Consider the following 17,840-nt stretch of genomic DNA (forward strand, 5'->3'; position numbering starts at 1 on the left):
TTCCAATAGTAAAACGTATTTCGGCTGATCTTCATAGCCGTGCATATCTCGGAGATTGTGTACAGGTCGGCTTCGATGAGCCTTTCGATGCGTGAAACTAATTTTTCGTTGTATTTTGCCATAATGATTAAGAATTAAGAGCCCCTCCCACCTCCCCAAGGGGAGGCTAATTTCCCCTTCGGGGGTTAGGGGGCCGTTTTTCCCTATAGATAATTAATCCCAAATCTGATGAATGGGATAAATTCCTCATAGTACTTCCAGGGCAGCACAAATAAATTTCGTTTGTCCTGTATAGATATTGACTAGTCAATATTTTTTATATCTTTGCTGTATGGGAACGAAACAGCATACTCTGGGTTTTCTATTGGCACGCGCGTCGAATTCGATGGCTACGCATCTCAATAGCCTTTTGAAGAAAGAAGGTATAGACCTTCCTCATTCGCAGTATATAGTTCTGAAATGTCTTTATGATGAAGACGGTATAAGCCAGCAAGATTTGGCAGATAAAATTTATAAAGACACAGCGGCAATAAAACGTACTTTAGATATACTTGAAAAAAAAGGCTTGATTCAAAGGATTCCTGTTACTATGAGGAAAAACAGTGTTGTAATAACAAAACAAGGAAAAGCGTTGATGCCTAAAGTAATGGATTGCCTCGAAAGGTCAAAGCAAATCATTTTGGCAGGGATAGACGACAAAGAATATGAATTGGTTGTTGATGTCCTTGACAGGATACATCAAAATATCAGATGATTTTTTTATTCAAATAATTGACCAGTCAATATAAACTCATAAGAATATGGAAATAAAGAAGCTTAAACCGCAAGCGGCTAAAATTCTAAAGATGTTTCACATTTTTTTTGCCTTCTGCTGGATAATTGGCGGTGTTACACTTTGCCTATTGATTTTTATTACTTATCCCGAATCGGGTGATGAATTGTATATGCGTTCGAGAATATTACAAATAGTAGATGACTATTTCATTATTTATGGTGCGTCCGGAGCATTCTTAACAGGATTGATATACAGTATATGGACTAACTGGGGATTCTTCAAACATCCCTGGATTATTGTGAAATGGATAATGACTATCCTGCAAATTATATTTGGAACATTTGTGTTGGGGCCCTGCATCAACAATAATGTAGTTATAGCCGGCCAGCTTCGTGATGCGGCCTTTACTGATCCTGTCTTTCTTGAAAATATACAAACAACGCAGATATGGGGCACAGTTCAGACCATATTACTATTGGCTGTTATTGCCATTTCGGTACAAAAACCATGGAAAAAGAAAAAATCCGAGGCTTAAGATACCAGCAATTACTGATTCGCATAAATAATAATTATTATCTTTAAAATATAATTATTATCTTTAAAACGGAAACAGGCTCTAAATATAATGAATAAAGTACAGTGAGTTGTTTTTGGTGGATTAACAGATATTGACTCAGTGCCGGACAACCATTGGTATAATTACAACAACATAAGGTCTCACTAACATAAAACTAATATATATGAAATTTCTTAAAAGATTTATGTTCTTTTTCATGATTTTATCCACAGGGTCTTTACTGACCGGATTTACCAATTTATTAATCTTTGAAAAAGAGCCCTATCAGGTAACATTGGAATCATATGGCTGGACACTCCTTTTGATAATAGGCGTATCTGTATTAGGCGCTTTCGCCGTTGATGTGGAAAAATATATAGTGCTTCCGCATCGTCGTTCTAAGAGAACAGGTGAACACGACGATAAATAACAAATATCATTCAAAAAAAACAATAAAATTTAATTTAGGGGACTTAGACAGTTCCCTTTTTTTATGTCCCGTTGCGAATTTTCTTATATTATTTTTCATGTTTTACAACATTTTATCCACTTGTTAAATTTTTATAACTAAATAACCTGTGTTTTCTTGCTAATACCAAAAAACATTTTACTAATTTTGGAAATGTCGCCTCCGGAGGGAGGCTATTTTGGTAAAAAAGTATTAACCATGTAAAACATTTAGGCCATGAAAACTTACCAAACACAAGAAATCAAGAATATAGCTATTCTTGGTAGTTCGGGAGCGGGCAAAACCACTCTCGCCGAGGCCATGCTCTATGAAGCTGGCGTCATAAAACGCAGAGGAAGTGTGAAAGACGGAAATACAGTCTCGGACTATTTCCCTGTGGAAAAAGAATACGGATATTCGGTTTTTTCCAGCATTTTCTCTGTGGAATGGATGAATCGCAAACTAAACTTTATTGACTGTCCGGGATCAGACGACTTTGGCGGAAACGTGGTTACATCGCTGAATGTAACCGATACAGCACTGATGGTACTCAATGCCCAGTATGGGATAGAAGTAGGCACTATCAACCAGTTAAGATATACTCAAAAGCTACAAAAACCTGTAATCTTCATTGTCAATCAGCTCGACCATCCGAAAGCCGATTTCGATAATGTAGTTTCACAACTTAAAGCCGACTATGGCGACAAAGCTGTTTTGATTCAGTACCCGGTTAATGTAGGGGAAGGCTTCAATGCAGTTATCGATGTTTTAAAATTCAAAATGTTCAAGTGGAAACCCGAAGGCGGAGTTCCCGAAGTACTTGACATTCCGGCCGAAGAAATGGATAAGGCCACAGATTTACAACAGAAATTAATAGAAGCAGCCGCAGAAAACGAGGAATCGCTCATGGAAAAATTCTTCGAGCAGGGAACCCTCTCGGAAGAAGAAATGCGTATGGGTATCCGCTGGGGACTTGTTAACAGAGACCTTTACCCTGTCTTCTGCGTATCTGCCGAAAAAGATATGTGCGTGCGCCGTACGATGGAATTCCTTGGAAACGTTGTACCTTACGTACGCGACCTTGCAGCTCCTAAAAATACCGAAGGAGTGGAGATTAAACCCGAAGCAGACGTGCCTACCAGCCTGTTCTTCTTTAAAACAATGGTTGAACCGCATGTAGGTGAGGTATCTTATTTTAAAGTAATGAGCGGAAAAGTGCACGAAGGCGATGACCTGCTAAATGCAAACAGGGGATCGAAAGAACGTATGGGACAGATTTTCGTTCCTGCCGGACAGCAACGGTCTAAAATAGAAGAACTTGTGGCAGGCGATATCGGTGCGGCCGTTAAACTGAAAGACGTGCGTACAGGTAACACCCTGAATGCTAAAGGAGCAGATAATAAATTTGACTTCATCAAATATCCGGACCCTAAATACCGTCGCGCGATAAAAGCTGAAAATGAAAAAGACACCGAGAAGATGAACGAGGTGTTGCAGCGTATGCACGAAGAAGATCCTACATGGGTTATCGAAAACTCGAAGGAGTTGAAGCAACTGATCGTATCGGGACAGGGTGAATTCCATTTGAAAACACTGAAATGGAGAATGGAAAACAATGATAAAATATCCATCGTTTATTCAGAACCTAAGATACCGTATCGCGAGACAATAACCAAAGCTGCCCGCGCGGATTACCGCCACAAAAAACAATCGGGAGGTGCCGGGCAATTCGGTGAAGTACATCTGGTTGTCGAACCGTATACAGATGGTATGCCTATGCCCGAAACATACAAATTCAACGGACAGGAATTTAAAGTACAGGCTCGTGATGTGCAGACATACGACCTTGACTGGGGTGGAAAACTGGTATTCGTGAACAGTATCGTCGGAGGTGCTATCGATGCACGCTTCCTGCCCGCAATCCTCAAAGGTATCATGTCCCGCCTGGAACAAGGCCCGCTAACAGGTTCGTATGCGCGTGACGTGCGTGTAGTTGTATATGATGGAAAAATGCACCCGGTAGACTCGAATGAAATTTCGTTCATGCTAGCCGGACGTAATGCGTTCAGCGAAGCATTTAAGAATGCAGGGCCGAAAATCCTTGAACCTATCTATGATGTGGTGGTATCGGTACCGTCAGACAAAATGGGAGACGTGATGAGCGACCTGCAGGGACGCCGTGCCATGATAATGGGTATGGAAAGCGACCGTGGTATTGAAATACTGAAAGCTAAAGTTCCGTTGAAAGAGATGTCTAACTATTCTATTTCATTAAGTTCGCTGACAGGAGGACGAGCTTCCTTCACCATGAAGTTTGCAAGCTATGAACTTGTACCATCCGATGTTCAGGACAAGCTGTTGAAAGAATACGAAGCAAGCCAGAAAGACGAAGATTAAACAAAATCTTATTTATAGCAAAAGCCCCCGGGGATATATCCTCCGGGGGCTTTTGTTTGAAAAATAGTTGGATACTAAAATTTTATAACGCTCATTACCGCCCACTATAGGCTTTACCCCACATATGCCTCCATATATTCTTTAACTTAGGAAATTGATGGTAGGTCGGCTTTAAATACCGCATAGACAGAATGCCCAAGAGTACGATTATCCCTAACAGGGTAATGCCTCCGAAAATTTCTTTCCAGCTAAGCAGCATTGCCTGCATATTGGTGATCCCGTGCAGTGCCTTTGTCGCTGCAATTTCGGCTTGTTCTACAGTCTGCCCTGCGGCCAAAGAGTTGCTCATCGTATCACGAAAGACATGACCGGAGACGGGATTTTGTAAATCCATATTCTGTGACAGGATTATCAGGTTTTTCTTTTGAAGGTACTGCATCAGATTGGAACAGAGACTGGTTGCCATAGTCCCCCCGATTGCACTCCTTACAAAACTCATTACCGTAATGCTCGGGAAAAAATGAGGAAAAGATACCCCCTCGGCAGCATATAATGCTATACTGATGTAAAGAGTGATATAACCAACACCTTTCAATGCATAAGGCAGATACAGGTCTTCTTTGGCGATTCCCGGCTGGAAGATAAAATACAGGATGAGATGATGAAGTACAAAACACAGGAAGCCGATAAAAAATATAGTCTTGTAGTTTCCCCTGTATACAGCCATCCAATAGAATGCATATCCCGCACCCAGAACGACACCGATAAAAACCGCCCAGTTCAGCGAAGTGCTATGAAGGATGTCATAGTGCAGGATTCCTCCTGTAAATACACTTAAAACAACGGTGGAGGTACTTAGGAAAATCTGTAAAAAAGCCAGGAGTACCAGAGCCTTCATCAGATTTTTATACTTAAAAACCTCGGGCATGATAAACGGGCGGCGGATTCCGAACATACGCTGTATGGCGCAGATAAGAATAACGATAGTGGCAATGGTGGCAATCCGGATGTATTCGGAATCGAACCAGTCGAGGCGTTTTCCGTATTCGAAAATAAAATTGACAAGCACCAGTACTAAAGTCCACAGCCCCATTCCCAGCCAGTCTATCTGGTACAGAGGAAATTTCTTCATCAGCCGGATCGGGCGCATCAAAAAGTAGAAAATTACCATAGCGCATAAGAACAAACCTACAATGAGTATATGCATATACTTCCATGTGTAAAGATAAGATATCTGGGCGGTCAATAATCCCGATAGCTGGATGGAACCCAGAACAATCAGGTAAACCACCGAAAAGAATACCGTGAAATCCCTTGTCGGTGTAATAACCAGCTGTATGGACGACATACACTCGAACATCCCGATCATCTTGACAGCTCCCAGTATGAAAGACGTTGTATACAATATCAGGACATTGTCCGAATACAGGCAGATAACATTTCCGGTAATGATGATCGCTATAGCCGACAATAAGATAGTCCGGGACATAAAACGGAACTTGATGCGGAATAGCAAAGGGAAGATCATTGTCATGCCGATAAATCCGGCCGTATGTATAAACTTTATATCCTCCGCCGTCAAAGCTTTGTCTCCGACAACTTCATTCAGGTTGGTCAGGTAGATGCTATTGGATAATTGAAAAAGTATAGCCGTGAATAATAATATTAAAAACCGCAGTTTGTCAGGAACAAATTCCTTGAATGCCATAATGCGGTATTTTCCTTGTGGTATCATCTGTCTTAATTAGATTTTACATAAACTTCAGCACTCATTCCGGCCTTCAATTTTGCTATATTCTCCGGGGTATTATCATCCGTGAACTCCAACCTGACAGGTATACGTTGTTCGACCTTCACGAAATTTCCCGTAGAATTATCGGTCGGTACAAGGGAAAATGCCGAACCTGTCGCCTGCGATATGGCCGATACTTTTCCTTTGAATTTCGCATCGGGGATGGCATCGATGTCGATCTCAACCTCATCGCCCGGAACAATATTTTTCGTTTGTTTCTCTTTGAAATTGGCGATTACCCAGACCTGCGAGTCATCGACAATGCTTACAACCGACTGGCCGGGCTGTATCAGTTGTCCTATCTGCAAGTCCTTGCGTCCTGCGATGCCGTCACATGGAGCTATTATCACTGTATACGACAGGTTCAGTGCTGCCATATCCAATGCCGCTTTAGCCTGCTTGATAGTCGCATCGTTCTGCGAAAGGCGCTTTGTCTGCTCTTCGCCCATCAATGCTGTCGATTTTTTCTGTCGGACAAGCATGTCGTATTTAGCCCTTGTGGCATCATATTCTGTTTTTATATTATCATACTGGTCTTGTGTCACAGCTTCCTGTGCCAGCAGGTTTTGATATCGTCTCAGATTAGTGGCAGCGTGTCCCAGCCTCACCTTTACTTCTTCGATTCCGGCATCCGAAACCGTGAGGTTATTGTAAGTCGTACTGATCGTAGAGCCCATCACGCTTTTCCCCACCAGTGCATTTGCATAATTAGCTTCGGCCTGAGCCAGCAGGAAAACATATTCAGCATCGTCTATAATAAGCAAAGTATCCCCTTTGCTGACGTGCTGATACTCTTCGAACCGGATATCTTTTATATATCCCCGTACCCGTGAGTTAACCGGAACAATGTGGCGCTTAACCTGCGCGTTATTTGTATACCGGGAACTGCCGACTATTACAAACTGGGCTATTACCCAGCCTATGCCGGCAACGATGAAGATGAGTAATACATAATTAAATATCCTGAACCGTAAACTTTTTCCTTTTTGTCTGTTTTCTTTCGTTTCCATATTGTCGATTATAATTTTCCTATTGTCCGTTGTAATTTATAGTAATTGTAAATGATATTGATTTTGGCATTTACCACCTGTAATTCAGCGTTTAACTTCGTGTTGCTGGCATCGAGCATCTCTGTTATCAACACCAGGTCGTTCATATATCTGTTGTTGACAATGCGGTAGTTTTCATTTGCCAGTTCGAGGCTTTTTTCGAAAGTGTTCAGTTTTTCGAAAGATTCTTTATAGCGTGTCATATCCGTATGGATGGCCTTTTCGGTATTTTCTGTTATCACGTCTCTTGTCTCTGTCGCAATGTTTAGTTGTGTCTTTGCTAACCGGACGTTTTTCTTTGATTTGAATAGTGAAGATAAATTGTACTTCACACCTACTCCTACATACCAATAGTTGAAATTCTTATTTATTGGCGGAACTTCAATTGTGATCGGCCCGTCGAAATGGTTGGCAGCTACGATGGCTACCGATGGCAGATAATCAGCCTTGGCTAGTTTTATACCTTTCTCTGCGATCTCTATATTCACCCCTGCTGATCTTAATTCGGGAAGATTACTGTTTGCTTCCTGCATCAGGTGATTCGAGGCAATATTCCCTAAATTGGTATCAAGAATGGCCGTATCGGGCTTGATCGCTATATTATCGGGTAAGCCCAACGTTATTATCAAATGATGATTGAGAATATCACAATTGTTATCTATCTCGATAAGGGCAAGTTTATAATTCTGTAAGGTCAGTTCATGACGGGTTATATCGTTATTCAGCGCCATTCCCTCGTTATGCTTGGCCTTTATCTGCCTGATCAGTACATCTGTCTGCTCAATATTTTTGAGATATACTTCCCTTTGATTCATCAGCTTATACAAATCCAGATAATAACCTGTCAGCAGGAACCGGATATCCATCAGGTCTTTCTCGTAATTCAACCGGGCAACCTGTTCTTCCAGTTCTGCCTTGGCTATCGAATTGGATATGGCACCTCCCGCAAAAACCACCTGAGAAGCTTCCAGCGCAAAATTGTTTCCGAAATGGGGCATCGCGGCACGGGCTACGTTTGTAAACTCCCTGTCCATAATAGTACCGTCGCCCAGATAAGAGAATGACAAAGAGGCATCAATAACAGGTAGACGTGCGTTCTTTGCTACATCTGTCGCTCTTTTTGCCGTTTCTATACCTGTTTTCGATAATTTTAGCTGTTTGCTGTTTTCTGCTGCCAGATGAAACATTTCATCCAGTGTCAGCACTTTGGTTACTTTTCCCTGTGCAGATACTTCAGGGGCACACAGAAGTATGCATAAAACTCCTGTGAGCAAATAAAATTTACTCATATGTATATAAATATTGATTTTTTAGGGTGTTATTTCCTGTTTAGGAAAACCAGGAAAATGTAAGGTTTGAGGAATACCAGCCGATAAGCAACGGCAGTTTGCAATAATCTTTAATAACTATATATGATATATATGATATATATGATTTGTTCCTTAATTTCTCTCTTTGCATTATGAAAAGTAAATCTCTGGATAAGATTTCGGAGTGCAAAGTAAAAGAATATTTCAATAAGTTGTAACCCTATATAAATGTTAAATAAATGAAATTTGTATCCTTTTTTTGCTTAGGAAAAAAGGATGGCAAGCAATCTTCATTGTACGCAGTAAATAATTGAGCAATTTATTTAACTACTGATTGGCGTTAATAACTTACTATCGCCATCCGATACTACTGTCATCCAAAATACATACCTTTGCATCTGGATCTATCAAACATAACAGGTATGAAAATCTGGAGATATAGTGGTATTTTATTTATTGCAACAGGACTTTTGCATACTATAGTCGCCATTTTGCTTGGCGCAGGTACTTATATGCAAATGATAAAGCAAGGGTTGTTCGATTCAGTAAATGATGATTTTGAAAAAGGCTTTGCTTTTTGGTTCCTCATTTGCGGCCTGCTCATCATGATGCTGGGTTTTTTGGCGCATGCATTCATAAAGCAAACAGGAAAACCATTACCTGTACTTTTAGGCTATATACTGCTCGCTGTAACAATCCTGGGTTGTATTGTCGAACCTGTATCGGGATTTTGGCTTTTTCTTCCGCAAGCATTAATTATAATTCTGGCTAAGGATAAAGGGTAGGGATATATTGCATTCCTGGAATTATATAAAAAACAGACTGTCCCAAAAGTAATTTTTGGTATCTTTTTGATCGTATTACTTTACTTTTGGGGCAGCTTCAGCAAACATTATTATTTGATAGTGTGGGTTGAATTTTGACACGTCCTCAATAATCAAATATTTTATAAGACCTGAAATATTACAGGCCTATTGTCGATTTCAATGACCGGTATCCGGCCTGGCTGACTTTTACCTGTACTCCGTTTTTCAATTTCAATAACTGGTTCTGTTTATCGTATAGCTCTATTTGTGCAATAAAGTCAACATTTACAATACTGGAACGATGAACCCTTACAAATTTATCAGACGGCAACCCCGCCTCCAACGATTTCATTGTCTGCTCCTTCAGATACCTGCCTTTTTGTGAATGGATCATTACATAGTCTCCTTCGGCTAGTATACAGGCTATCTCGTGAACAGGTATCACCTCTATTTTCTGACCATTCTTGACAGCAATACGTTCTAGTATCTCAATTGTTTCGGGCTCATTTTTCTGCATTTCTTCCGGTATAGTTTGGCGGACAATATTTTCATTCCCGGATTCATTTTCTTTTTCCTCAGGTTCCCGTTCCTGCTGTACGCTATGTATCAGTATCGTTATGATATAAATAAATATGGCGATCAATATACGTACAGGCAATAAGGGATACAGCAATTGCCATTTTTCAGGCGGAAATGATATGTAAAGGACAAAATATTCCAACACGATCCAGCATGTTACGAACAGAATAGCCAAGGCGCTGTAATTAATAAGCTTTTGCCTGAGCGACAGATTCGAAAAAGGATTGTATGCCACAATGTTACTGAGCAATAATAGCAGACCGGATAATACAATCCCCGAAGCAACCACATCAGTAATCAGTACAGAATCGGGAACCGTAACTAATGGTCTCGAGCATATATAGAGGATGCAGGCCGCCAATACAGCTATAATTATGTGTATGATGATTTGCCGTTTATCCATTATTGTTTCTATCAGTTTCGGATCTCAATATTGCCAAACATGGCGCTGCTTTTCACAATTAACGTCGAGGTGCTGTTTGCTACCGGAGTAGCCTGATAACGTTTGTCCTCTACTGATGCTAAAAAGCTACTCGAGCGCATTTCCAGATTCCAGTCGGGAGTTACATATAAGATAGCACTGCCAAACATAGCGTTCAACTCGAGTTTATGAGTGCCTTCAGCCAGTTTTGCCCTGCGCAGGTCAATAATTAGTTCGCCGAACATCACATTTCCTTCACCTCCCCTGAAGTTGTTTGAAAGCACAATCTGCTCCGAGCCGCCAAAAAGCAAGTTTTTATCGATATAATCGGTACTGTTATAGTTTACACCTCCACAAGCTTCTGTTTGTCGTTCTTCTTCTCTAAAATGTTTTTCCCAATGGCGCTTTCTTTTATTAGGAAATCTCCATCCGAGGATAAGAATAAGACCTGCTATTATCAGTATTACAGGCCAGTAAGTCCGGATGTCAATATTAAACCCGGCCAGATATCCAGGGAATAGCAGACTCAATTTCGGGTATATGAAGACTAATCCGACCAGCGTTAATATAATTCCGCCTCCATAATGTTGCTTTACTATAGCAGTCCATAACCCGATAACAATAAGCAGCATTTGCCACGATATAAGTACTGGCCTGTATATTTCCGGAATCACGCCTGTATTCAGGCATAAGAATACTCCCCCGAAAAGGATAAGAAAAAGCGCAAAGCCTACTCCGTCCCCTCCTCTTCCTCTTTTACAAAAATGTTTGTTTTTTATTTCATTTTCCATGACGATATATTTTTTGATTTTCGATGTAAAATTATCTTTATCCGCCTCCATACACAATAATCAATCGGTGAAGCACCTGTATTTCCCGACGAATTATTCTAAAAAATCTTTAAAGATATACTTATTTCTGTGGAATGTGCAAAGTTATTTATCTATGTAAATAAAGGAATTGTAAATTATGAGTTATAAATTATGAATAAGGCATGTGAAATTTGTCAGGTTTTAGTTAAACTGCAGAGTAAACGAACTACTGACTCGCATTATTAATTAAAAATCAGAAGTGTGAAAAAAATCCTTTGTTAACTTTTAACAATAAGTGATTCGGATTGATTAAACCATCTTCAGATAAAGCTGTTCTAATAAAATAGATTATTAATTAAAAAATGATGAATATGAAAAATATTTTAAAAACAATGCTGTTTCTGTTTACTGTAAGTGCTATGAGTATTACAGTTAACGCGCAGGATAAGAACGATATGGATAAGATATTGGAACCGTTTCCGGCAGCGACAGACAGTGTGAACCGATTTGTTATCTATCTGGATGAAAAGAGCGATGAAGGAGCATATCTGGTAGAACTGATACCAGGTAAAGTGATGAACGTAGATTGCAATCGTCACAGATTAGGCGGATTCATAGCCGAAATCAATCTTGAAGGATGGGGTTATACATACTACGAATTCTCTACCGATGGACAAGTAGCCTCAACAATGATGGCCTGCAACCAACCTAAAGAGGATAAATTCATATCAGGTCAGACATTGACGGTACGATATAACAGCAGGATGCCTATTGTCATATATGCACCTAAAGGATACGAGATAAGATACCGCATCTGGCAGGCGGGCGAAGAACAGGTTCCGACTGAAAAATAAGAATAAAGAAACAGTTTGAAGATATATTATAACGATATTCTTCAAACTGTTTCTTAAAATTTATACCTTTGCGTCTTAAATAAAAATCAGAGATATGTTGACGCTGAAAACGATTAGTGAAAACCCTGAGCTGGTAATCAAGAAACTGGCTAAGAAACATTTTGACGGGAAAGAGATCATAGAGAAGGTTCTGGAAATAGACCAGACAAGAAAGAAAACCCAAACTACCCTGGACAGCAGTCTGGCCGAATCCAACTCATTATCGAAACACATCGGACAATTGATGAAAGACGGCAAAAAGGCTGAGGCTGAAGCCGCCAAAAGCCGGGTGGCTGAGATGAAAGGGGAAAACAAAATACTGGAAGATGCACTGCGTCAGGCAGAGCAGGATTTACAGGACTTACTGGTACTGATCCCTAATCTTCCGGCCGATGAGGTGCCTGAAGGACGTACACCTGAAGATAATGTAGTGGAACGTAGCGGAGGGGTTATGCCGGAGTTAGACGAAAGTGCCTTGCCTCACTGGGATTTGGCGAAAAAATATGATCTGATCGATTTTGAACTGGGCGTGAAAATCTCGGGAGCAGGATTTCCTGTTTACAAAGGAAAGGGCGCAAGGCTGCAACGGTCTCTTATCAACTATTTTCTGGATAAGGCCCGTGACGCCGGATACCTTGAAGTGCAGCCTCCTTATGTGGTAAATGCGACATCGGGTTACGGGACAGGAAATTTACCTGATAAAGAGGGGCAGATGTATCATGCGACAATAGACGACCTGTACCTTATTCCTACGGCTGAAATACCTGTGACAAATATTTATCGTGATGTTATACTTGAGGAAAAAGACCTCCCTGTAAAGAATACGGCCTATTCAGCCTGTTTTCGTCGCGAGGCTGGTTCATACGGTAAAGATGTAAGAGGTTTGAACCGTTTGCATCAGTTTGACAAGGTAGAAATTGTTCGCATCGATAAACCCGAGCATTCTTACGATTCACTGAAAGAGATGGTTAACTATGTTCAAACACTGGTTGAAGAATTGGAATTACCTTGGCGTATACTTCGTCTTTGCGGAGGAGACATGAGCTTTACTTCCGCCTTGACTTTTGATTTTGAAGTGTTTTCGGCTGCACAAAAACGATGGCTGGAGGTAAGTTCAGTTTCCAACTTCGAAAGCTATCAGGCAAACCGTTTGAAATGCCGCTATCGTGACGCTGATAAAAAGATCCAGCTGGCTCATACATTGAATGGCAGTGCATTAGCTCTGCCCCGTATTGTGGCCGCTTTGCTCGAAAATAATCAGACTCCGGAAGGCATCCGCATACCAAAAGCATTAGTTCCTTACACCGGATTTGAATATATTAATTAAAGTGAAAAAGAAACTATTTCACCCGAAAAACTGTTATTTTAAATAGTTTAGTATTACTTTTGTGTTAAATGTTAAAATTAAGATAAAAGAAAAGGTATGAATAAGAAATTAATGGGTATAGGATTGGCACTGGCTTTTGTTATAGCTTTCGGTTCTTGTAAGCCTAAACAAAGTGCATATAAATCGGTATACGAATCAGCCAAAGAAAGAGAAATGGAAGATAATACCGCTGCATCATCTACGGCTACAGTCTCAAAACCGGCTACAACACCAAGTTATACGCCTCCTGCAACAGAATCGGTGAGGAAAGAAAAAGTGACTCCGGTGTACGAAAGTGATGCATCAGGCCTGAAAGCATATAGTGTTGTTGTTGCGGCTATGGCAATGAAGCCGGGAGCAGAATCACTGAAAGAAAGATTGGGTAACGAAGGTTATAGCATTATTCTTGCACAGAACGAATCAGGTTTGTACAGAGTTATAATCGCAAGTTATGATTCTAAAGAACAGGCTGTTGCCAAGAAAAATGAAATACTGGAGAAATTCCACAGTATGGGAACCCCAACTCAATTGAAGAGTAAATACGGTATTCCATTTGATGACTGGTGGATACTTCAGAGAGAATATTAATGAATTGAGATATTATTCAGGTAGGGAGGAAGATCGTCAGGTTTTCCTCCCTATTGTATATGAATAAAGACACATGACAGACGCTTATCGTTAAAAGTATATTGTTAATGAAAGTTTATTTATCTGAGCATATTGTTTAATCTTGTTTTTTGTTATCTTTGTGAAACATAACGAAGTACTTTATATTTTCGCAAACACGGAATTCATATGAAGATATCTATTTACACAACTTTACTACTCGCGTTCATCTTTATCGTCATGCCATGCCAATCTCAGACAGGGAAAGATAAAGGATATAAAAGCTTTTACAAATCGTTGAACAGGCATAATGGAGACATAAAACTTCACGATCAGAAAGGCATTCAGGCTCCCGATGAAATAATTGATGTTATTACCGTTGCAGAACTCGATTCTGTGATGAAGAATATGACGGCTGTAACAGATATTATGCAGGGGGGGAAATCACTGCTACATCCGGTTATCACACTGGAGCTGGACCGTAATTCATCGGCATCCCAAGCTTTGTTTGGCTGTGACGAAACACTGGATCGGGCACCCGACTACGGAAAAGGAACCCCTGAACCTAAAATTCCGGGAATTCCAATGGTGAAAAAGACATTAGCATCTGCATCGACCCCAGCTAAAACCAATGTGGAAGTACCTGCATTAGCAACTTCTAAACCAGCAAGTAATAGCACTACTCCATCGCCGACAGCCAAGCCTGCGACAAAACCAGCTGATCCTGCTATAGCATCGGCTGCATCTCCAAAACCTGCTGCAACTTCTCAGTTCAATAACACATGGAACTTATTGAGGTCTGTACCTGTGACTCTGGCTGACGAGAAGGATAAAGCTCTACTGAAGAAATATTCTGTTGTAGTAGGTACGTTCAAGAGCCAGAATAATGCAGACTTTGTGAAACGGACTTTCAATGGTTTGGGAGAAAGGGCGCTGGTTGTGAAAAACGGAACAGGCTTATTTTATACTTTATTAGAAGGGCATGATAGTAATGCAGGTGCAATTCAGCAATTGGAAGATTTTACGAAAAAATATGTAGAAGGGCAGTCCAAAGCCAGAAGAGTCAGCAGGTATGGTATATCTCTGGATGACCTCTGGATACTGGTACATGAATAAAAAGAAAAATAATGAGAATTAAGTTCTTAGGAACAGGAACATCGACCGGAATACCCGAGATAGGTTGCCGGTGTGATGTTTGCACTTCAAACGATACACGGAACAGGCGCTTACGGGCGTCTGTTTTAGTGACTATAAGTGATGTGAGGCTGCTTATCGATTGCGGTCCCGATTTCAGGCAGCAAATTATGGATGAGCCTTTCCGGCCTATAGACGGAGTCTTGCTTACCCATGAGCACTACGACCATGTGGGAGGACTGGATGACCTAAGGCCATTCAGTAAGTTTGGTGATGTGGATATTTACTCGAGCCCAATAACGCTAGACGCATTAAAGGTGCGGATGCCTTATTCTTTTTCGGAACACAAATATCCGGGTGTACCATCCCTGACCTTGCATGAAGTAAATGAAAATAATCTGTTCCAAATAAAAGGCATTGAGATACAGCCGATAAAACTGATGCATTACCGCCTTCCTATTTTGGGCTACCGGATACAGAATTTCGCATACCTTACTGATGTGAAGACTATACCGGAGGATGAATATTCAAAACTGGAAAATCTGGATGTTTTGGTAATAGATGCCTTACGAACCAGTGAACATATCGCTCATTTCAGCCTGAATGAAGCTCTGGAAGCTGTAAGCAGGATAATGCCTGGAAAAACATACCTTATTCATCTTTCTCACCAGATGGGGTTACACGAGGAAGTAGAAAAGAGATTGCCGGAGAATGTATTTTTGTCTTATGACGGATTGGAAATAGAGGTGTGAGGTTTAGTCCTTATCTTTCTTCTTCACAGACCACCCGAATCCACCTATTCTATTTCCCAGATCATAGTATTGACCATGAGAGTAAGCAATAGGATGAGCGTCTTCAAGACTAAACTTCCCTGTTTCTTCATCTATATGTTTTTCGTCAGCTTTTACATTTACCACATCGGCAATAAACATATCGTGAGACCCGAGGCTGAGTATTTCTTTAACCCTGCATTCTATGTTGAGAGGCGACTCCTCTATAATGGGAGCCTGCACTATGGATGCTCTGCCTGCCGTAAGTCCCATCTCTTCGAATTTATTGAAGTCCCGGCCTGATCTTACACCGCACCAGTCTGTAGCATAAGCCAGTTCCTGGGTGGTAATATTGATTACAAATTCCATATTCTTCTTAATGATTTCATAGGAATGGCGTTCGGGACGCACAGAGATATAGCACATCGGCGGATTGGTACAGATCGTACCCAGCCAGCTGAGTGTAATAATATTGTATTCTTCGGGTGACGATCCGCAACTGATCATAGCTGCAGGTAAAGGGTAAATAAGTGTGCCCGGTTTCCAGTCCTGCTTCATTTGAGGATGATCTCGTCTTTATTTATCTTGATATCACAATAGTGACAGCGTAATTCTATCTTCCCCGCATCTATAACCTCAAAATGAGTGAGCATAGGTTCGTTATTGGTAATACATTTAGGGTTATTACATTTTACTATGCCTTTTATTGTTTGAGGCAGTACTACGCGCTTTTTCTCCACTACTTCATAATCATGAATAATATTCAGCACGACATTAGGGGCGATCAGGGCTATCTTATTAATAACTTCCTCTTCGAAGAATTTATCTGAAACCTTGATAATCCCTTTAGAACTCATCTTCTTGCTTTCAAGATTATTCCCTATGGTAATCGGGTTCTTTATCTTTTCCAGCTCAAGCAACGAAACTACTTTAAATACGACATTAGATGGTATATGGTCTATTGCTGTTCCGTTGCAAAGAGCAGCAACCTGTAATTCTGTTCTGCGTTCTTTCATAAGTTTACTCTATTACGATGTTTAGTGAATCACAAATTACAGCCTGACGGGTGAAAACCCCGTTTTTAGCCTGTTCAAAATAGTACGCTTTGGAGCTGTCGTCTACATCCTGATCGATTTCATTAACTCTCGGCAGAGGATGTAATATCCTCAGGTTATCTTTTGTGTTAGCTATCATCTCTCTTTTCAGGATATATACATTCTTCACCTTTTCATATTCCATAAGGTCGGTAAAACGTTCACGCTGCACACGGGTCATATAGAGTATGTCGGCATTATCTATCACTTCCGGAGCAAATTCTGTAAACTCCTTATACCTTATTCCACGCTGGTCACAGAAAGCCTTGTATGATTCAGGCAGGCGTAACTCTTCGGGTGCAACAAAGTAGAATGTAGGATTAAAATGTGACATTCCTATTATCAATGAATGTACAGTGCGTCCATATTTCAGATCACCCACAATAGTGATTGTCAGATTCTCCAAAGATCCTTGTGTCTTATAGATGGAATACATATCCAGCATCGTTTGTGTAGGATGCTGATTAGCCCCGTCTCCGGCATTGATGATGGGTACAGACGAGACTTCCGAAGCGTAGCGCGCTGCTCCTTCAAGGTGATGGCGCATAATGATAACATCGGCATAATTGCTAACCATAGCAATGGTATCTTTCAGCGTTTCCCCTTTTGTGGAACTGGTAGTAGATGCATCGGAAAATCCGATAATCCGTCCGCCCAGCCTGTTTACTGCAGTTTCGAAGCTAAGGCGGGTGCGGGTAGACGGCTCAAAGAAGAGAGTAGCGCATACCTTACCTTCCAGTAGTCTGCGGTTGGGGTTTTCATCAAATTTCTGTGTCAGATTCAATATTCTCAGAATGTCTTCCCTCGAATAGTCTGTAATTGAAACTAAGCTTTTTTTACTCATGTTTATCTGTTTTGATGAATTTGTATATCAAAAAAAATCCCCGAAAAAGAAAATCTTTCCGAGGATAATATATTAAAATTATCTGATAACTGCGAACGATATAGGGGTTGCATTTTACTATTAAACATACAGTTTATTATCTGATCTTACCATACAAAGTTAGGTACTTTTTTTGAGATAAAGGCTTA

At 40.6% G+C, this 17,840-nt stretch carries 18 protein-coding genes; 10 read left to right on the forward strand and 8 right to left on the reverse strand.

Translation table 11 applies throughout. The annotated features are described in order from the left end of the window. Window positions 1-331: 331 nt before the first annotated feature. From GGR21_RS15140 to GGR21_RS15155, 4 genes are all read left to right on the forward strand, one after another. Complete coding sequence (locus GGR21_RS15140; RefSeq protein ID WP_183308074.1) at window positions 332-754, forward strand: MarR family winged helix-turn-helix transcriptional regulator; 423 nt, start codon at window positions 332-334, stop codon at window positions 752-754. A 46-nt stretch (window positions 755-800) separates the two neighbouring features. Further along, entirely contained in the window at window positions 801-1,310 is a 510-nt protein-coding gene (locus GGR21_RS15145) for a hypothetical protein (RefSeq protein ID WP_221233013.1), read from the forward strand. A gap of 205 nt (window positions 1,311-1,515) precedes the next feature. Next, complete coding sequence (locus GGR21_RS15150) at window positions 1,516-1,761, forward strand: hypothetical protein (RefSeq protein ID WP_183308075.1); 246 nt, start codon at window positions 1,516-1,518, stop codon at window positions 1,759-1,761. Window positions 1,762-2,016: 255 nt separating this feature from the next. Next, the gene (locus tag GGR21_RS15155; protein WP_183308076.1) at window positions 2,017-4,176 is read left to right on the forward strand and encodes an elongation factor G; all 2,160 of its coding nucleotides are present in this window, start codon (window positions 2,017-2,019) and stop codon (window positions 4,174-4,176) included. A 94-nt stretch (window positions 4,177-4,270) separates the two neighbouring features. Here the strand turns inward: GGR21_RS15155 and GGR21_RS15160 are convergent, their stop codons facing one another. Genes GGR21_RS15160 through GGR21_RS15170 form a run of 3 tightly spaced genes read right to left on the reverse strand, consistent with a single transcriptional unit; the run spans window position 4,271 to window position 8,306 of the window. Next, complete coding sequence (locus GGR21_RS15160; protein WP_183308077.1) at window positions 4,271-5,911, reverse strand: efflux MFS transporter permease; 1,641 nt, start codon at window positions 5,909-5,911, stop codon at window positions 4,271-4,273. Between the two features lie 5 nt (window positions 5,912-5,916). Beyond that, window positions 5,917-6,978 carry an HlyD family secretion protein gene (locus tag GGR21_RS15165; RefSeq protein WP_183308078.1) on the reverse strand — a complete coding sequence of 354 codons (1,062 nt, stop codon included), beginning with the start codon at window positions 6,976-6,978 and terminating at the stop codon, window positions 5,917-5,919. A gap of 8 nt (window positions 6,979-6,986) precedes the next feature. Next, complete coding sequence (locus GGR21_RS15170; RefSeq protein ID WP_183308079.1) at window positions 6,987-8,306, reverse strand: TolC family protein; 1,320 nt, start codon at window positions 8,304-8,306, stop codon at window positions 6,987-6,989. A gap of 443 nt (window positions 8,307-8,749) precedes the next feature. Here GGR21_RS15170 and GGR21_RS15175 point away from each other — a divergent pair, with 443 nt between their 5' ends. After that, window positions 8,750-9,112, forward strand: coding sequence for a DUF6463 family protein (locus tag GGR21_RS15175; protein WP_183308080.1), 363 nt, complete (start codon window positions 8,750-8,752; stop codon window positions 9,110-9,112). A 178-nt stretch (window positions 9,113-9,290) separates the two neighbouring features. On the opposite strand, the gene GGR21_RS15180 is transcribed toward GGR21_RS15175, so the two are convergent. Together GGR21_RS15180 and GGR21_RS15185 are read right to left on the reverse strand one after the other, a co-directional pair. Then, window positions 9,291-10,115, reverse strand: a complete 825-nt coding sequence (locus GGR21_RS15180) for a LytR/AlgR family response regulator transcription factor (protein ID WP_183308081.1) — start codon at window positions 10,113-10,115, stop codon at window positions 9,291-9,293. An 11-nt stretch (window positions 10,116-10,126) separates the two neighbouring features. After that, entirely contained in the window at window positions 10,127-10,924 is a 798-nt protein-coding gene (locus tag GGR21_RS15185) for a LiaF transmembrane domain-containing protein (protein ID WP_183308082.1), read from the reverse strand. Between the two features lie 392 nt (window positions 10,925-11,316). Between GGR21_RS15185 and eco the strand changes: the two genes are divergently transcribed. From eco to GGR21_RS15210, 5 genes are all read left to right on the forward strand, one after another. Continuing rightward, complete coding sequence (gene eco / locus GGR21_RS15190; RefSeq protein ID WP_183308083.1) at window positions 11,317-11,799, forward strand: serine protease inhibitor ecotin; 483 nt, start codon at window positions 11,317-11,319, stop codon at window positions 11,797-11,799. A gap of 94 nt (window positions 11,800-11,893) precedes the next feature. Next, window positions 11,894-13,165 carry a serine--tRNA ligase gene (gene serS, locus GGR21_RS15195; protein WP_183308084.1) on the forward strand — a complete coding sequence of 424 codons (1,272 nt, stop codon included), beginning with the start codon at window positions 11,894-11,896 and terminating at the stop codon, window positions 13,163-13,165. 96 nt (window positions 13,166-13,261) lie between these two features. Continuing rightward, window positions 13,262-13,792, forward strand: coding sequence for an SPOR domain-containing protein (locus tag GGR21_RS15200; RefSeq protein WP_183308085.1), 531 nt, complete (start codon window positions 13,262-13,264; stop codon window positions 13,790-13,792). Window positions 13,793-13,999: 207 nt separating this feature from the next. Further along, entirely contained in the window at window positions 14,000-14,926 is a 927-nt protein-coding gene (locus GGR21_RS15205; RefSeq protein ID WP_183308086.1) for an SPOR domain-containing protein, read from the forward strand. An 11-nt stretch (window positions 14,927-14,937) separates the two neighbouring features. Beyond that, window positions 14,938-15,696 carry an MBL fold metallo-hydrolase gene (locus tag GGR21_RS15210; protein WP_183308087.1) on the forward strand — a complete coding sequence of 253 codons (759 nt, stop codon included), beginning with the start codon at window positions 14,938-14,940 and terminating at the stop codon, window positions 15,694-15,696. 3 nt (window positions 15,697-15,699) lie between these two features. Here the strand turns inward: GGR21_RS15210 and GGR21_RS15215 are convergent, their stop codons facing one another. From GGR21_RS15215 to pyrB, 3 genes are read right to left on the reverse strand one after another with little or no spacing between them, the layout of a single operon-like run. Further along, window positions 15,700-16,272 carry a flavin reductase family protein gene (locus GGR21_RS15215; protein WP_183308088.1) on the reverse strand — a complete coding sequence of 191 codons (573 nt, stop codon included), beginning with the start codon at window positions 16,270-16,272 and terminating at the stop codon, window positions 15,700-15,702. Further along, window positions 16,269-16,730 (reverse strand): aspartate carbamoyltransferase regulatory subunit, encoded by a 462-nt coding sequence (pyrI, locus tag GGR21_RS15220; RefSeq protein ID WP_183308089.1) that lies wholly within the window; start codon window positions 16,728-16,730, stop codon window positions 16,269-16,271. The genes GGR21_RS15215 and pyrI overlap by 4 nt, the downstream gene beginning before the upstream one ends. Before the next feature lie 4 nt (window positions 16,731-16,734). Further along, window positions 16,735-17,652 (reverse strand): aspartate carbamoyltransferase, encoded by a 918-nt coding sequence (gene pyrB / locus GGR21_RS15225; RefSeq protein ID WP_183308090.1) that lies wholly within the window; start codon window positions 17,650-17,652, stop codon window positions 16,735-16,737. Between the last annotated feature and the right edge of the window lie 188 nt (window positions 17,653-17,840).

The organism is Dysgonomonas hofstadii (genome assembly GCF_014196915.1).
GTDB classification, from domain to species: Bacteria; Bacteroidota; Bacteroidia; order Bacteroidales; family Dysgonomonadaceae; genus Dysgonomonas; species Dysgonomonas hofstadii.

Bases quoted from the DNA above. Each gene is read 5' to 3' on its own strand.
- eco (WP_183308083.1), top strand. From the start codon at position 11,317: ATGAAAAATATTTTAAAAACAATGCTGTTTCTGTTTACTGTAAGTGCT.
- GGR21_RS15205 (WP_183308086.1), top strand. From the start codon at position 14,000: ATGAAGATATCTATTTACACAACTTTACTACTCGCGTTCATCTTTATC.
- GGR21_RS15150 (WP_183308075.1), top strand. From the start codon at position 1,516: ATGAAATTTCTTAAAAGATTTATGTTCTTTTTCATGATTTTATCCACA.
- GGR21_RS15140 (WP_183308074.1), top strand. From the start codon at position 332: ATGGGAACGAAACAGCATACTCTGGGTTTTCTATTGGCACGCGCGTCG.
- serS (WP_183308084.1), top strand. From the start codon at position 11,894: ATGTTGACGCTGAAAACGATTAGTGAAAACCCTGAGCTGGTAATCAAG.
- pyrI (WP_183308089.1), bottom strand. From the start codon at position 16,730: ATGAAAGAACGCAGAACAGAATTACAGGTTGCTGCTCTTTGCAACGGA.
- pyrB (WP_183308090.1), bottom strand. From the start codon at position 17,652: ATGAGTAAAAAAAGCTTAGTTTCAATTACAGACTATTCGAGGGAAGAC.
- GGR21_RS15160 (WP_183308077.1), bottom strand. From the start codon at position 5,911: ATGATACCACAAGGAAAATACCGCATTATGGCATTCAAGGAATTTGTT.
- GGR21_RS15145 (WP_221233013.1), top strand. From the start codon at position 801: ATGGAAATAAAGAAGCTTAAACCGCAAGCGGCTAAAATTCTAAAGATG.
- GGR21_RS15210 (WP_183308087.1), top strand. From the start codon at position 14,938: ATGAGAATTAAGTTCTTAGGAACAGGAACATCGACCGGAATACCCGAG.
- GGR21_RS15155 (WP_183308076.1), top strand. From the start codon at position 2,017: ATGAAAACTTACCAAACACAAGAAATCAAGAATATAGCTATTCTTGGT.
- GGR21_RS15180 (WP_183308081.1), bottom strand. From the start codon at position 10,115: ATGGATAAACGGCAAATCATCATACACATAATTATAGCTGTATTGGCG.
- GGR21_RS15200 (WP_183308085.1), top strand. From the start codon at position 13,262: ATGAATAAGAAATTAATGGGTATAGGATTGGCACTGGCTTTTGTTATA.
- GGR21_RS15165 (WP_183308078.1), bottom strand. From the start codon at position 6,978: ATGGAAACGAAAGAAAACAGACAAAAAGGAAAAAGTTTACGGTTCAGG.
- GGR21_RS15185 (WP_183308082.1), bottom strand. From the start codon at position 10,924: ATGGAAAATGAAATAAAAAACAAACATTTTTGTAAAAGAGGAAGAGGA.
- GGR21_RS15170 (WP_183308079.1), bottom strand. From the start codon at position 8,306: ATGAGTAAATTTTATTTGCTCACAGGAGTTTTATGCATACTTCTGTGT.
- GGR21_RS15175 (WP_183308080.1), top strand. From the start codon at position 8,750: ATGAAAATCTGGAGATATAGTGGTATTTTATTTATTGCAACAGGACTT.
- GGR21_RS15215 (WP_183308088.1), bottom strand. From the start codon at position 16,272: ATGAAGCAGGACTGGAAACCGGGCACACTTATTTACCCTTTACCTGCA.